Below are 13,112 nucleotides of genomic sequence, written 5' to 3' on the forward strand. Positions count from 1 at the left end.
GTTCCCCTTAATTACTTTTCTCTTCATTTGCTTTTTGAACACCACGAAGTGTTTCCACTCGAACCTCATCTTGTTCAAAGTATTGTACTAAATCACCGATACGGTCAATTGATTCCCAACTTAAATGATGTTCAATTCCTTCTACATCATTATAAATTTTACTTTCATCCACACCGATAATGCGCATAAACTGTTCTAACAATTCATGTCGATATACGAGACGTTCCCCGATTTTTTTACCTTTTGATGTTAATACAAGCCCTCTATATTTTTCATAAATTAGATATTCGTCTTTGTCTAATTTTTGTACCATTTTTGTTACAGAGGATGGATGTACACTAAGCGCTTCAGCAATATCAGATACACGGGCATAACCCTTTTCATCAATCAACAAATAAATTTGTTCAATATAATCTTCCATACTAGGGGTAGGCATCGGTTTCCTCCATCCAATTTCATTTTGCTTATTCCGTACGAAGCAATCAATAAAATGATACACCAGAAAGAATAACGTGACAAGGTGGAAACGAGCCTAAATCTGCAAAAGTGAAAAGAACCTGTATTCAAATACAAGTTCCTTTCATGTAAAATATTGAATTTCTGCGTCAGGAAAAAAGTGATGAATATATCCTCGAATCGTTTCCTCCAATACTTCTGCATCATCTTTTTTATATACATATTTCCCAATTCCATATCGTCCCCATTTATACTTTCGCTTCTCTTCATCCATTTCAAGCTTCGTATTTGGATAACGCTCTTGAATAACCTTTTTCGCTGGTTTCGTAAAACGATGCTGAATTAATTCAAACGTTAAATTTGGTATCGTCATATCTTTCAGCGCATTGTACAGTCGCTCAAATAGTTCACGATATCCTTCTTCCCATCCTTCATGCATATAAAGTGGCGCGACTATAAAACCAAGTGGATAACCTGCACCTGCTACTTTACGTGCCGCCTCAATTCGCTCCTCAAATGGCGATGTCCCTGGTTCAAAATTTTTAATTACATATCGTGAATTTATACTAAACCTGAAACGAGTTTTCCCATTATGCTTTGCATCTAATAAATGATCAACGTGCGAATATTTCGTGACGAAACGTAAGCGCCCATATTCACTTTCTCCAATGAATTCAATCGCCCGCTTTAATGCATGTGTTAAATGATCAATCCCAACAATGTCTGATGTACACGCTGCTTCAAATCTTGTTATTTCAGGTGCCCTTTCATCCATATATTGCTTTGCCTTCTCAAATATTTCATCAAGATTCACATACACACGAACGTAAGGCTTACTCCCAAGTGTTGTTTGCAAATAGCAATAATGACAATGTCCCATACACCCTGTTGCGAGCGGAATTGCATATTCAGCTGACGGTTTTGACGTATCAAACTTTAGCGTCTTCCTTACTCCAACGACAAGTGTAGCCTTTGCATTACGATACTTTTGCAAATCATTTTCTCCTGGCAAATTTCTAATTTGATTATGTGATGTCGTTTCACGAATTTCTAATCCCATCTTCGTAAACTTCTCATAAAGCTCTTTTCCAAGCGGATATTCAAGTGCCTTTGGTTCAAAGTAAACGAGTTTTGGCATAAATGGTTTCATGTGCTTCCCTCCCTCTCGTTAGTATGGGAAACGTTAAAAAATTAACACGCATTAAAGTTTTCCACTTCAGTAACTTGCGTTGCAAGTTACTGAATGTTATAATTTGGATAACAGCTACCTTGCAACGCAAGTTACCTGAGTAAAAGGTGGTGAAATCATGCACAGCCAAATGTTAAAAGGTGTACTAGAAGGTTGCATCCTATACATCATTTCACAAGAAGAAGTGTACGGATATGAACTGAGCACAAAATTAAATAAACACGGATTTACATTCGTAAGCGAAGGAAGCATATATCCGTTATTGTTACGTATGCAAAAAGAAAAATTGATTGAAGGAACATTAAAAGCCTCCTCACTCGGTCCAAAACGAAAATATTATCACGTAACCGATAAAGGATTAGAGCAGCTTGAAGAATTTAAACAAAGCTGGGGAATGGTTTCAACTACGGTAAATAACTTATTACAGGGGGAGTGATAGGGATGAATGCACAAGACATGATTGAATTGAATAATAAAAAACGTGAGCTTCTAACACCTGAAAATGAAGTTGCTTATAGCGATATGTTAGTTTATCTTCGTTTATCTAACGTGCCAGAGCAACAAGTAGAAGAACTATTACTAGAAATATTAGACCATCTCATCGAAGCACAAACAGAAAATAAAAATGCTTATGACATTTTTGGTGATGACTTACAATCTTATTGTGATGAACTCATATCGGCTTTGCCGGTTCAAACAATGTTAGAAAAAACTTCTTTAATCGGCTTTGTTATTAGCTTACTTCTCGCTATACAGTTTGGAATGGACACCATTGCTTCTCTTTTCATTTTCTTTTTTGAAAAGAACACCGAAATAATAAGTCCACCTTTTAGTATCCTTGGAACTACTTCGTCTGTTTCAATAATTATACTAGGTATACTATTTATTTTATATTTATTAAAGCGGTACTCCTTTGATCAGAAAGTGAATTGGAAAAGAAGAATTCTATTTGGATTCGCATTTGCTATCCCGTTTTGTTCCGCTATATTCTTAAATATTTATTTTAAAAAACAACCTTATCTCATTTATCATCTAACCTTTTGGCAAAATGCCTTAATCGCTATCTTATTTTTTATTTTATATAAATTACTATATAAAAAATCAAATTTTTAACAGCCCTTCAAAAGGCTGTTTTTTCTTCTGTCTAATTTTACAAATTGAAAAATTTCATAAAGAAAATAAGAAAAATGCAAAATAATTAAAGTTAATTGTTGACGTGATGCTTTTATTATCGGTATCATAAATCTTCGTGAGCAATTATTTTTCGTTATACGATTTTTTTATTATTACTGAATTTTTGAGAGGAGAAATTAGATGTCAGTTAAGAAGAAAACGCAAGTACGCACCGGCAAAATGGTACGTGAACTAATGTTAGCAGACGAAGATGTAAATGCTTCGCTAATTATGGTATATAGTGAAAACGGTGTAAACGCAGAAATTAAAATCGAGGGCTTAACGCCGAAATGTAACGAAGAATTATTTTTGAGCGGAAACGTGGATTGGAACAAGAGTGTTATTTATAAAATTGTTGATTTCACTGGGAACGCTGAAGTTGGTAAAGTTACATTAACAGCGATGAACAAAAACAATGTTTCTCTAGAAATTGAACGCGTTATGTGGAGCAAAGAGAATAAAGAAGCTGCTGAGCAAGAAGAAACTGTTGTAGAAGCTACTCCGAAAAAAGAAGTAGTTGTAGAAGCGCCAAAAGCAGTTACACCTGCTCCAAAACCTGTTACGCGAGTAGAAACACCTGCAGCACCTAAACCTACTCCGGTACCAACACCGAAGCCAGTAAGTGTAGAAGCTGCTATGGAATTATCTACTCCAGCACCTGTGAAAAAAGCAGTACCAACTCCAGTTACAAAGCAAGAGTCTGCACCGGTTGCGCCTGCAACACCGAAGCAATCTGCTTTGACTGAAACAAATACAAAACTACAAGAAAATTATGTGAAACTCGTGAAAAAGACAATTGAAGTTTGTCAAGATTACGAGCTTGGCATCGACATAGATGATTCTATTGAAAGCTTAAAAGAAGAACTACAAAGCCAAGGTATTAGCGTTACATTTGACAAAGAAATTATGGACGTTGTAAGTCGCCTTCGTTCTTTACAAGATAAAGGAATCAAAGTAGAAAAAGTACTTAATTTACTATAAAAAAATAAGAGGTGGCAATTGCCATCTCTTATTTTTTATAATTCCACTCATTACTTTCATACTTTTCTTTCGCTAACGTTTGAACTTCATGTAACTGTTCTTCTGTTAATTCATATGGAACAAGTTCTACATCCAATCCTTTTTCAAAGCCAACTTCAAACGCTTTAATTAACTGTTCTATCGTAAATGTACGGTCTGTTAATTCATTAATTGCTACTGCTTTAGAAGAGAACATACTCTTCATACGTTCCTTCACACGTTCATTTGGGAATAAAAATAGATCATATAGTTCATCTAAATCAATTTCTAATGGAATCGATCCGTGCTGTAAAATAACACCTTTTTGACGTGTTTGAGCACTACCAGCAATTTTTCTTCCTTCCACTACAATTTCATACCAAGATGGTGCATCAAAACATACACCTGAACGTGGATTTTTCAAATTTTCACGATCTGCTTCTGTTTTTGGAACTGCATAATATGCTTCTAACCCTAATGCCTTAAAACCATCTAATAAGCCTTGCGAAATAACACGATATGCTTCTGTAACTGTTTTCGGCATATTCGGATGATCTTCAGACACAATAACACTATACGTTAACTCTTTGTCATGTAGTACACCCCTGCCGCCTGTTTGACGACGAACGAATCCATATTTTTTTTCGTTAACTACATCCATATTAATATCTTTCTCAACACGTTGAAAATATCCAACTGTTAATGTTGGTACTTCCCATTCATAAAAACGAATTGTTGGTGGCATTTTCTTTTCACTTTGCCAATTTAACAAACATTCATCTAACGCCATATTAAATGCCGGTGAACATTGACCAGAGTTAATATAACACCATTTTTCTTTTCCCATCCTGCACCTCATATAACCAATTATTTTTCACATTCTCTAGTCTACCAAATTCGACAAAATTTGTGAAAGAATACGAAATTTCTTCTTATATGCAAATGAATCTGTTGCATAAATACATATGGGCATTATAATATTGAAAGTAGGATAAGAAAAAAGGGAGCGATAGAATCGTGTCAACAACTTGGATTATTTTATTAGCCGTAATCGTAGCATTTATCGGCTACACTGTATGGATGTACTTCTATCAGAAAAAATTAATTAAAACTCTTACAGAAGAAGAATTTCGCGCTGGCTACCGTAAAGCACAGCTTATCGATATTCGTGAAGCAGACGAATATAACGCAGGGCATATTTTAGGTGCACGTAACATTCCGTTATCACAAATTCGCCTTCGCCATAAAGAACTTCGTCAAGATCAACCTGTTTACTTATATTGCCAAAGCGGATTCCGTACAGGTCGTGCAGCGCAATACTTAAAAAAACAAGGCTACAAAGATTTCTACCAATTACAAGGTGGATTTAAATCTTGGACAGGCAAAATTAAAAAGAAATAATAACATACAAAAAACTAGCTGAATAAATCAGCTAGTTTTTTCATTTCATCTTATTCGCAATGTATAATAAATTCTGCTTGATTACCTTTTCATCGTTCTCTTCTACATTCCGATACAGCAGCTGATATTCAATTCCTTTCTCTTTCCATATAAGCGTAGCAAATTCGTCACCACGTTCATAATCATCTTTATTTTTAAAATAAGCAGACGTTCCATTATTCAGTTTCATTTGTTCTTGAAATCGCTTCTCTTCCATAAGATCCGGAAAACTATAAGGAAAGTTCGCGACATTTAACTCAATATACTCATTTCTACCTGGCTCCTTCTGTTTATATTTAATCGTTAAGACAGCGTTCTTTTTCCCAAGCGTTCTTACTTCACCCTTCACATCACTTGTAATGTCGTACGGTAAAAACGTTGGAACTTTAAACTTCACCGGAAAATATTTTGGAAGTTCCTTTAGCGGAATAGGATCCGTAACACGATCCATAGCTCCTCCTGTTGTTCCCACAAAGTGTTTTCCTTCTTGCATCGTTTGCTGAAACGAACACGAACTAAGTACAAAACTAGAAAACACGAAACAAATGATTCTTTTTTTCAATTTGTTTCCGCCCTTTCATACCACTCTCTTAACGAACGAAGCGTTGATATGCTCTTCATATTCGCTTTGTCATCAAACTCCACCTTTGAAAACTTTCCACGTTATTCTCACACATTTTGACAACACTTTTTGCAAACAAAAAAGACCCCTATCATCCTTACGCCCAAGTGAAAAGGTTACGCGAATAAAAAGAAGTCTTATTAATACCATAGTTTGTGAAAAGCTTTTCAGGTCAAGATTTTTTCTTTCTTATTATTTTCCCTTTATAATAAGGGAAAGAGGTGATACATATGGCCAATATAAAACAAATTGCTAAAACTGCTGGTGTATCGATATCAACTGTTTCTCGTGTTCTGAATAATCACCCTTACGTAAAAGAAGAAAAGCGTAAGCGTGTTCTAGACGCTGTTGAAGAATTAAACTACGCAAAAAATATAAATGCTGTCCATTTAATAAGAGGGAAAACATATACAATTGGCGTTATGCTTCCTTTCATTAACCTCCCCTACTTCAGTACCATTATTGAAGGAATCGGTAACGAAGCATTATTAGCTGGATATCACATTAATTTATGCCAAACAAATTACGATAGCCTTGAAGAAATTCGTGTTCTTGAAATGATGAAAATGAAACAATTTGATGGGATGATTATTTGCTCCCGAACGAGCTCTTGGGAACAAATCGAACCTTTCGCAAAATTTGCCCCTATTATTTCATGTGAAAAAATGAAGCACCCCCTCATTTCATCCATCTACGTAGATCATTATGAAGGTTTCCGTCTCGGTACTGCCTATTTACTAAGTAAAGGCCATGAAAAAATCGGAATTTGTTTAGCAAGAAAAACAAGTGTAAATTCCATGGAGCGCGAAAAAGCGTTCGCCGATACCCTTCGTAACGAAGGGAAAACGTTGCATCCTGAATGGATTTTCCACCAATGCTATACAATGCAGGACGGAGCACAAATACTCCATCGTATTTTAAATATGAAAAATCGTCCAACTGCTATTTTTACAGCGAACGATCAAGTTGCAGCTGGTTTATTAACAGAGGCTCGAAAACATGGTATTCGAGTACCTGAAGACCTTGCTATCCTTGGATTTGATAATCATGAAATTTCAAAGGCATTAGAAATTTCCACAATTGAACATCCCGGTCTCGCAATGGGCTCACATGCTTTTTCTTTATTCCATAAGCAGATCCAAAGCGAGCAAATTGTCGGCAGTGCAAAAGAACTTTCATTCCATTTAATTGAGCGAGAGACTGTCTAAAAAGAGCGTTACCTATAACGCTCTTTTTCAGCTCTTCACCTATTGACATTATATTTTTCATCTCATATAATGAACCTAACGAACGGTAGGTAGGGGATGAAAATGACAGCAAACCGCATTAAAGCTGTAGCACTTTCTCATTTCGCACGCTACGGCTATGAAGGAACTTCATTGGCAAATATTGCTCAAGAAGTTGGGATTAAAAAACCATCGATTTACGCACACTTTAAAGGAAAAGAAGAGCTATATTTCATATGCTTAGAATCTGCTCTTCAAAAAGATTTGCAGAGCTTTACAGGCGATATCGAAAGCTTTTCCAATTCGTCCACTGAAGAATTGCTTTTAAAATTATTAAAAGGCTATGCAAAACGCTTTGGTGAAAGTGAAGAATCAATGTTTTGGTTACGAACTTCTTATTTTCCGCCTGATGCATTTCGCGAACAAATTATTAATAAAGCAAATGTACACATTGAAAACGTCGGAAAACTTTTATTCCCTGTATTTAAAAGAGCAAGCGAACAAGATGAGCTGCATAACATTGAAGTAAAAGACGCCTTAGAGGCTTTTCTATGCTTACTCGACGGTCTTATGGTTGAACTATTATACGCAGGTTTAAATCGTTTTGAGACACGTTTAGACGCTTCTTGGAAAGTATTTTGGCGTGGACTTTCAAACTGACGGATTGCTCCTTTGCAATGCGTCGTTTTTAAGCCCTTTACCTAACGACTGGTAGGAAGGAGAAATGACATATGGCATGGATTTATGTAATAATCGCTGGTATTATTGAAATCTTTTGGGTGATTGGACTAAAAAAAGCAGAGGCACCACTTGAATGGGCTGGTGTTGCTCTATTAATTACAATTAGTTTCGTCTTATTATTTAGAGCTTATAAAGATTTACCTGTCGGCACTGTATACGCAGTCTTTACAGGAATCGGAGCTGGTGGAATCGTTCTTACAGAGATTTTCATCTTCGGAGAACCTTTCTCTATCGTAAAAGTTTTATTAATCGGTTTAATCTTCTTTGGAGTAATTGGTTTAAAACGAGTAACAGAAGAAAAAGAAGCGAAGGAGGCCGCATAAAATGGCTTGGGTATTTTTAATTCTAGCTGGTATTTGTGAAATTATTGGTGTACTCTTTATGAAAGTAGCCACTGAAAAGAAAGGCTGGGCACCAAAAGTTATTTTAATCGCTAACTTCGGCGTAAGCTTCTTCTTCTTATCTCTTGCGATGAACACATTACCGATGGGAACTGCTTACGCAATTTGGACTGGAATCGGAACTGCTGGAAGTGCACTTCTAGGCATTCTCATTTTCCGAGAATCAGCGGATTGGCGTCGTCTTGCTTTCTTAAGCTGTATTCTATGCGGCGCTGTTGGCTTAAAACTATTAAGCTAACGTGAGGTGAATGTCATGTGGAAAGAAAAAGGAAAGAAAATATTAGCATGGATCACACTTAGTATCCTCATTCTATTACAAATAAGTTTTCATATAATAGAATCATTGTTTCATAAAGTATTATCCATTCTCACATTCCTTCCTAACATGACACTTGAAATTATATCGATTGTTTGGTCCATTATCGCCTCCATTGCAATCGTCATTATATGGAGTATCGCCAAACTATGGAATAAGTTATTTAAAAAGGACAGTACTTCTGAAAAAGAATAACTGTCCTTTTTTATATTCATTCAGACTTTCTGTAGAAGTTACATGTGATAAGACAAAACAGACCAATTATGGCAATACTTATACCAACCCCTTTATGTAAACTTGGAAATAACAGTGGTATATCCGAGTAAACATTTGCTAATATGAGGCCGATTGAAAATAAAAATATTCCTATTCTATATAACCATTTTCTTTTGTTCATCATTCTCCCCTCCTAAAATTTTTCATACACTCCTTTCTTTTGGACATACTACCTAAAAAAGGAGTGGATAATATGCAAAATTCTATACATAAGCAAATTCTATTTTTATTTTTCCTATTTCTTATTCTCATCATCGTTTTCAGCTTTATATTACATACTCCGAAAGATGTACCAAATAGCGTTTCTTTTTATAAACTACTGCTCTCGTATTGTCGTTATTGAAGAAGGTGCCTTTTTTAAGGCACCTTTTAAAATTCTCTTTTTTCATATATTTTTACTGAAACGAAGATAGATGCTATGAACATGCATATTGAACCAATGAATAACAAGCTGTTATATAGCTGAATTTGTTCTAGGTTGATTCCAAAGAAAATAGAAGAAACAGCCATAGGTGCTATTAGTATAAAAATCGCAATAAAAATAGTTTTCTTATACCCTAGCCAAAAGGATAGCGGTAAAACCAAACTTAAATACACTAAAATAAAACTACTACTAGCAACCATTGTCGTTTCAATAAATTCAAATAAGTTAACCCCACTCTTCATTCTCATCGTGAAACAACCGATCGTTACACTTATAAAAAGAATAATAATTGCTACTATATATTTCGCATACACAATTTGTTTTCTCAATATTGGTAAACTATTTACTATAACTTCACTCTCATTTTTACTATCTGCTTCAAATGTTTTTACCGTTGCCCCAATTGTAATAATTACTGACATAATTATGAACAGATTTTCCGTATCTGTTAAGGCCATATAAAAGAAAACAGGATACAGTATGTACCAAATTAAAAATTTCCATTGAATAATGAAATCTTTTAAAATTAGTTGCTTGATCATGTATTACCCCTCCTAATATGAAAATGCTCCTTCTATAACTCTGCCTCCTGAAACATTTTCATTGAGAGAAACATTGATATGACTATACTTACTAACACTCCAATACTAAGAACACCCATTGCTAGTGTAGCCTCTTGAGAGTGGAGTACTTTTAGCATAATTGTTTTATCACCAAAAATATTACACATAAGGCCAATCATACCTGTTAAAGGCAAAATCATAATAACATTCAAAACAGAAGTCGCTTTATATCCTCCAATGTAATTAGCGGGTATCGTTACAACACAATAGATTAAAGTTGCTACTATTGCTGAAAATACTGCATATCCAGGCATGACTATATCCCTGCCCAATAAAATATTCCCTAATATTAAGACTATAAAAGTTACACTCAAACCAGCCATAATAAATAATGAACTTGCAATATATTTAGCTATAACTATCTCTGTTCTCGTTATAGGCAAGCTCACTAATACTTTTTCCGCTTTACTTTTCTCTTCATAATAAAAAGAAATATATATAATCGTACTACATGTTATAAATAATCCTATTGCAATCCCCATTGGTTCGACGGAATGCTTAAAAATAGATAAAATAGGTATTAAAAAATAGAAAGGAAACATCTTCTTCTGTAAGAAAAACTCCTTCAAAATCAATTGTTGCATATAAATTCTCCTCTCTATAAATCACGCGTTTCATAAATTTTAATTGTAAGAAACATAGAAACGATATAGACACTAGCTAATATCATTCCTCCAACTATAAATACACCAATATGTACTGGATTCATAATCCACTCACTGAATGAAGATGTTGTTTCATTCAGCCCATCACTAATAAATATCCAAAGAATTACACCCACTCCTATTGATGCTGCTGATCCTATACTTCTTACTACCTTCGATTTTGTACCATAATAACTAGGGAAAAACGTGACAACAAAAAATGTGGCATAAACAGCTCCATTTATGACTTCATACCATGGAATTTCAATGTATAGATTAGGATGATATACACCGATATCACTAATAACCACAATACCCCTTATAAGAAAAACAACTAACATCGTAGAGAGAATGGCACCAACAATGAATATTGCACAGGAAATATATCTAGCAATTATGATATCCTTTCGACTTACCGGTAAACTATTTATAACAATGTCACTTTTATTTCTTTCATCCATAACGGTTAACGTCATAACCGATGAAAAGGTTATAAATAGACAACTCATTGGAAATAACAATTCACCACTTGCATCTAACATAAAGAACAAAAGGGGCATAACAAGATTCACTAACCAAATTACCCGAAAAAAGAACAAATCTTTATAGATTAGCTGACGCATAGGCACCTCTCCCTTTCGCAGTGTAAACGATAATGTCATCTAATGTAGGCTTTTCTAGTACAACCTCATTTCCAAACCAATCGATAATTCCTTGTTTATCCTTCGCTAAACCTTCGAAACCGAATTTATTTTTTCGTAATCCAACAAATAGTTCTTTTCCTTCTCGATCTAATAAATCATTGCTTCCCTTAACGATTACGTAGTTCTCCATTAATTCATCTTTTTCACCAGTAAATATAATTTCTCCATCGTTGATAAACGTAATATAATCTGCAATACGTTCTAAATCCGTTGTAATGTGGGTTGAGAATAATACAGATACTTCATCTTCCATTACAATTTCTTGCAACATATCAAGTAATTCACTTCGGACAACTGGATCTAATCCTGCTGTCGGCTCATCCATAATGATAAACTCTGCATGATGTGAAAGTGCGATGGCAATCGCAAACTTCATTTTCATCCCTTTAGATAGCTCTTTAATTTTTTTATACTTTGGAACTTGCAATCTGTGCATATACGATTGGTATTGATTTTCGTCCCACTTTTTATATAACGGTGCAATAATACGTTTCATTTGTTCACACGTTAAATCTTCGTAATAATGATTTTCATCATATACAAAACCAATATTTTGTTTTATGTCCTTTTCAGCTTTCTTATTGTCTTTGCCAAAAATTTTTATATCGCCGCTATCTTTTCTAATTAAATTCATAATCATTTTGATCGTTGTACTTTTCCCAGCACCATTTGGTCCGACAAACCCCATAATATATCCTCGTGGTAATGAAAAACTTATATTTTTCACTGCAAAATCTTCATAACTTTTACAAACGTTTTTTAACTCTAACATCTCTCTCATTCCCCCTTATATAAAAACGCAATCATCTGCTGCAATTCTTCAAGTGAAAGCTGCAACACTTTACTTTCTTTTACGATTTCTTCAGCCTTACTTTCCAATAGACGTAGCCGCTGTTCTTTTAATAGTTCATTATTTTTACGTGAAACATAAGTCCCCTTCCCAGCAACAGTTTCTATATATCCTTCTTTTTCAAGCTCCTCGTACGCACGCTTCGTTGTAATTACACTAATTTGCAATTCCTTCGCTAAGCTACGAATAGACGGTAATTGGTCTCCACCCTTTAAACCACCATTTAAAATAAGCTGGCTTAATTGTTTTCTTATTTGCACATAAATAGGGTCTTGGGAAGAATTCGAAATAATAATATTCATGTTTTCCTCCAGTGTGTGTATATACTGTATATACCTTATATATACAGTATATACACAGCATCCTATTTTTGGCAAGAAAAAAAGACCAACATTTTCCTGTTGGTCTTTCGTATATGTATCACTTTTCAAAGCGATCTAACATCTCGTCTCTCATTCCGAAACTTACTACTGCAATTCCTATATACATAAACAGAAGGAATGCCGGATGAACCGTGTTGTACCAGCTGCTGTCAACGATTAAGTAAATCGTTAATGCCACAACAAGAACAAACGCTAAGATAAACATATAAAAGTGTCTTGTACTACCCATGATAAACTCCTCTCTTCTCACTTCACCATTCAACAGTTTATTTTATCGAATAATTCGATATGACTCAAGGTTAACTTTCTGTTATGTAATCAAGTTCCACCTTTACAATGTCCTCACATGCTATTGAAATGATTGTTCCTTGTTTATCAATCGCCGTCACTTCTCTATTATCCATTACACGATTTGCTACTCTTTCTAACACTTTCCCTTGGTCTCGATAGCAAAATTCTTTTACATCTTTAATTGTTTCTCCATTTTCTAAATGGTATACCATTCTATAACATCGATATCCCACACTTTCACCCCCGTCTTGCTCGTTTTTTCACATATACATAAAAATGAGTAATTTTTGCCTCATCACATCTTCTTAATTTCAATAAAATTCTAACAAAAATAAATACTTTTATCAAACCGAC

The 13,112-nt window shown here is 34.7% G+C and carries 21 protein-coding genes; 9 read left to right on the plus strand and 12 right to left on the minus strand.

Annotated features, from left to right (window positions below; genetic code table 11):
- Nucleotides 1-7: 7 nt before the first annotated feature.
- Entirely contained in the window at nt 8-436 is a 429-nt protein-coding gene (gene mntR, locus QCI81_RS08000; RefSeq protein WP_001143080.1) for a transcriptional regulator MntR, read from the minus strand.
- A 144-nt stretch (nt 437-580) separates the two neighbouring features.
- Entirely contained in the window at nt 581-1,606 is a 1,026-nt protein-coding gene (gene splB, locus QCI81_RS08005) for a spore photoproduct lyase (RefSeq protein ID WP_065485176.1), read from the minus strand.
- Nucleotides 1,607-1,763: 157 nt separating this feature from the next.
- Between splB and QCI81_RS08010 the strand changes: the two genes are divergently transcribed.
- The 3 genes from QCI81_RS08010 to QCI81_RS08020 all read left to right on the plus strand — a co-directional run bounded on the left by QCI81_RS08010 (nt 1,764) and on the right by QCI81_RS08020 (nt 3,799).
- A complete protein-coding gene (locus tag QCI81_RS08010) occupies nt 1,764-2,081 on the plus strand; it encodes a PadR family transcriptional regulator (RefSeq protein WP_000556083.1) in 318 nt (105 codons plus the stop codon).
- A gap of 5 nt (nt 2,082-2,086) precedes the next feature.
- Nucleotides 2,087-2,758: a DUF1129 domain-containing protein gene (locus QCI81_RS08015; protein ID WP_069356190.1), complete on the plus strand. Its 672-nt coding sequence runs from the start codon at nt 2,087-2,089 to the stop codon at nt 2,756-2,758.
- A gap of 201 nt (nt 2,759-2,959) precedes the next feature.
- Complete coding sequence (locus QCI81_RS08020; protein WP_353810658.1) at nt 2,960-3,799, plus strand: hypothetical protein; 840 nt, start codon at nt 2,960-2,962, stop codon at nt 3,797-3,799.
- Between the two features lie 28 nt (nt 3,800-3,827).
- Here QCI81_RS08020 and QCI81_RS08025 read toward each other — a convergent pair whose 3' ends face one another.
- Entirely contained in the window at nt 3,828-4,664 is an 837-nt protein-coding gene (locus tag QCI81_RS08025) for a lipoate--protein ligase family protein (protein ID WP_000514081.1), read from the minus strand.
- A gap of 170 nt (nt 4,665-4,834) precedes the next feature.
- On the opposite strand from QCI81_RS08025, the gene QCI81_RS08030 reads away from it, so the two are divergent.
- The gene (locus QCI81_RS08030; RefSeq protein WP_000108653.1) at nt 4,835-5,218 is read left to right on the plus strand and encodes a rhodanese-like domain-containing protein; all 384 of its coding nucleotides are present in this window, start codon (nt 4,835-4,837) and stop codon (nt 5,216-5,218) included.
- 40 nt (nt 5,219-5,258) lie between these two features.
- On the opposite strand, the gene QCI81_RS08035 is transcribed toward QCI81_RS08030, so the two are convergent.
- Nucleotides 5,259-5,795, minus strand: a complete 537-nt coding sequence (locus tag QCI81_RS08035; RefSeq protein WP_071729690.1) for a DNA polymerase III subunit delta — start codon at nt 5,793-5,795, stop codon at nt 5,259-5,261.
- Nucleotides 5,796-6,109: 314 nt separating this feature from the next.
- Here QCI81_RS08035 and QCI81_RS08040 point away from each other — a divergent pair, with 314 nt between their 5' ends.
- The 5 genes from QCI81_RS08040 (at nt 6,110) to QCI81_RS08060 (ending at nt 8,758) form a co-directional block, all read left to right on the plus strand.
- Nucleotides 6,110-7,087 (plus strand): LacI family DNA-binding transcriptional regulator, encoded by a 978-nt coding sequence (locus QCI81_RS08040; protein ID WP_001273986.1) that lies wholly within the window; start codon nt 6,110-6,112, stop codon nt 7,085-7,087.
- A 96-nt stretch (nt 7,088-7,183) separates the two neighbouring features.
- On the plus strand, nt 7,184-7,765 hold the full coding sequence (locus QCI81_RS08045; protein WP_002005730.1) for a TetR/AcrR family transcriptional regulator: 582 nt from the start codon (nt 7,184-7,186) through the stop codon (nt 7,763-7,765).
- Nucleotides 7,766-7,836: 71 nt separating this feature from the next.
- Nucleotides 7,837-8,169 (plus strand): DMT family transporter, encoded by a 333-nt coding sequence (locus QCI81_RS08050; RefSeq protein WP_000312339.1) that lies wholly within the window; start codon nt 7,837-7,839, stop codon nt 8,167-8,169.
- A gap of 1 nt (nt 8,170) precedes the next feature.
- Complete coding sequence (locus QCI81_RS08055; protein ID WP_000312623.1) at nt 8,171-8,485, plus strand: DMT family transporter; 315 nt, start codon at nt 8,171-8,173, stop codon at nt 8,483-8,485.
- A gap of 15 nt (nt 8,486-8,500) precedes the next feature.
- The gene (locus QCI81_RS08060; RefSeq protein WP_000265372.1) at nt 8,501-8,758 is read left to right on the plus strand and encodes a DUF3975 family protein; all 258 of its coding nucleotides are present in this window, start codon (nt 8,501-8,503) and stop codon (nt 8,756-8,758) included.
- A 16-nt stretch (nt 8,759-8,774) separates the two neighbouring features.
- Here the strand turns inward: QCI81_RS08060 and QCI81_RS08065 are convergent, their stop codons facing one another.
- From QCI81_RS08065 to QCI81_RS08100, 8 genes are all read right to left on the minus strand, one after another.
- Nucleotides 8,775-8,963 carry a hypothetical protein gene (locus tag QCI81_RS08065; protein ID WP_016123326.1) on the minus strand — a complete coding sequence of 63 codons (189 nt, stop codon included), beginning with the start codon at nt 8,961-8,963 and terminating at the stop codon, nt 8,775-8,777.
- A 245-nt stretch (nt 8,964-9,208) separates the two neighbouring features.
- Nucleotides 9,209-9,805, minus strand: a complete 597-nt coding sequence (locus QCI81_RS08070) for an ABC-2 transporter permease (RefSeq protein WP_071729668.1) — start codon at nt 9,803-9,805, stop codon at nt 9,209-9,211.
- Between the two features lie 32 nt (nt 9,806-9,837).
- Nucleotides 9,838-10,470 (minus strand): ABC-2 transporter permease, encoded by a 633-nt coding sequence (locus QCI81_RS08075; RefSeq protein ID WP_098852221.1) that lies wholly within the window; start codon nt 10,468-10,470, stop codon nt 9,838-9,840.
- Nucleotides 10,471-10,484: 14 nt separating this feature from the next.
- The gene (locus QCI81_RS08080) at nt 10,485-11,153 is read right to left on the minus strand and encodes an ABC-2 transporter permease (protein ID WP_071729664.1); all 669 of its coding nucleotides are present in this window, start codon (nt 11,151-11,153) and stop codon (nt 10,485-10,487) included.
- Nucleotides 11,134-12,006, minus strand: a complete 873-nt coding sequence (locus QCI81_RS08085) for an ABC transporter ATP-binding protein (protein WP_182810939.1) — start codon at nt 12,004-12,006, stop codon at nt 11,134-11,136. The genes QCI81_RS08080 and QCI81_RS08085 overlap by 20 nt, the downstream gene beginning before the upstream one ends.
- Before the next feature lie 5 nt (nt 12,007-12,011).
- Nucleotides 12,012-12,386: a GntR family transcriptional regulator gene (locus QCI81_RS08090; RefSeq protein ID WP_001021350.1), complete on the minus strand. Its 375-nt coding sequence runs from the start codon at nt 12,384-12,386 to the stop codon at nt 12,012-12,014.
- A gap of 118 nt (nt 12,387-12,504) precedes the next feature.
- Nucleotides 12,505-12,696: a hypothetical protein gene (locus QCI81_RS08095; RefSeq protein ID WP_000535933.1), complete on the minus strand. Its 192-nt coding sequence runs from the start codon at nt 12,694-12,696 to the stop codon at nt 12,505-12,507.
- A gap of 70 nt (nt 12,697-12,766) precedes the next feature.
- Nucleotides 12,767-12,970: a DUF3929 family protein gene (locus tag QCI81_RS08100; RefSeq protein ID WP_000262496.1), complete on the minus strand. Its 204-nt coding sequence runs from the start codon at nt 12,968-12,970 to the stop codon at nt 12,767-12,769.
- Between the last annotated feature and the right edge of the window lie 142 nt (nt 12,971-13,112).

The sequence above is a fragment of the Bacillus cereus group sp. MG20 genome (genome assembly GCF_040459885.1).
GTDB classification, from domain to species: domain Bacteria; phylum Bacillota; class Bacilli; order Bacillales; family Bacillaceae_G; genus Bacillus_A; species Bacillus_A cereus.

Coding starts and splice junctions, on each gene's coding strand:
- mntR (WP_001143080.1), bottom strand. CDS start 436: ATGCCTACCCCTAGTATGGAAGATTATATTGAACAAATTTATTTGTTG.
- splB (WP_065485176.1), bottom strand. CDS start 1,606: ATGAAACCATTTATGCCAAAACTCGTTTACTTTGAACCAAAGGCACTT.
- QCI81_RS08010 (WP_000556083.1), top strand. CDS start 1,764: ATGCACAGCCAAATGTTAAAAGGTGTACTAGAAGGTTGCATCCTATAC.
- QCI81_RS08015 (WP_069356190.1), top strand. CDS start 2,087: ATGAATGCACAAGACATGATTGAATTGAATAATAAAAAACGTGAGCTT.
- QCI81_RS08020 (WP_353810658.1), top strand. CDS start 2,960: ATGTCAGTTAAGAAGAAAACGCAAGTACGCACCGGCAAAATGGTACGT.
- QCI81_RS08025 (WP_000514081.1), bottom strand. CDS start 4,664: ATGGGAAAAGAAAAATGGTGTTATATTAACTCTGGTCAATGTTCACCG.
- QCI81_RS08040 (WP_001273986.1), top strand. CDS start 6,110: ATGGCCAATATAAAACAAATTGCTAAAACTGCTGGTGTATCGATATCA.
- QCI81_RS08045 (WP_002005730.1), top strand. CDS start 7,184: ATGAAAATGACAGCAAACCGCATTAAAGCTGTAGCACTTTCTCATTTC.
- QCI81_RS08050 (WP_000312339.1), top strand. CDS start 7,837: ATGGCATGGATTTATGTAATAATCGCTGGTATTATTGAAATCTTTTGG.
- QCI81_RS08055 (WP_000312623.1), top strand. CDS start 8,171: ATGGCTTGGGTATTTTTAATTCTAGCTGGTATTTGTGAAATTATTGGT.
- QCI81_RS08060 (WP_000265372.1), top strand. CDS start 8,501: ATGTGGAAAGAAAAAGGAAAGAAAATATTAGCATGGATCACACTTAGT.
- QCI81_RS08065 (WP_016123326.1), bottom strand. CDS start 8,963: ATGATGAACAAAAGAAAATGGTTATATAGAATAGGAATATTTTTATTT.
- QCI81_RS08070 (WP_071729668.1), bottom strand. CDS start 9,805: ATGATCAAGCAACTAATTTTAAAAGATTTCATTATTCAATGGAAATTT.
- QCI81_RS08075 (WP_098852221.1), bottom strand. CDS start 10,470: ATGCAACAATTGATTTTGAAGGAGTTTTTCTTACAGAAGAAGATGTTT.
- QCI81_RS08080 (WP_071729664.1), bottom strand. CDS start 11,153: ATGCGTCAGCTAATCTATAAAGATTTGTTCTTTTTTCGGGTAATTTGG.
- QCI81_RS08085 (WP_182810939.1), bottom strand. CDS start 12,006: ATGTTAGAGTTAAAAAACGTTTGTAAAAGTTATGAAGATTTTGCAGTG.
- QCI81_RS08090 (WP_001021350.1), bottom strand. CDS start 12,386: ATGAATATTATTATTTCGAATTCTTCCCAAGACCCTATTTATGTGCAA.
- QCI81_RS08095 (WP_000535933.1), bottom strand. CDS start 12,696: ATGGGTAGTACAAGACACTTTTATATGTTTATCTTAGCGTTTGTTCTT.
- QCI81_RS08100 (WP_000262496.1), bottom strand. CDS start 12,970: ATGGTATACCATTTAGAAAATGGAGAAACAATTAAAGATGTAAAAGAA.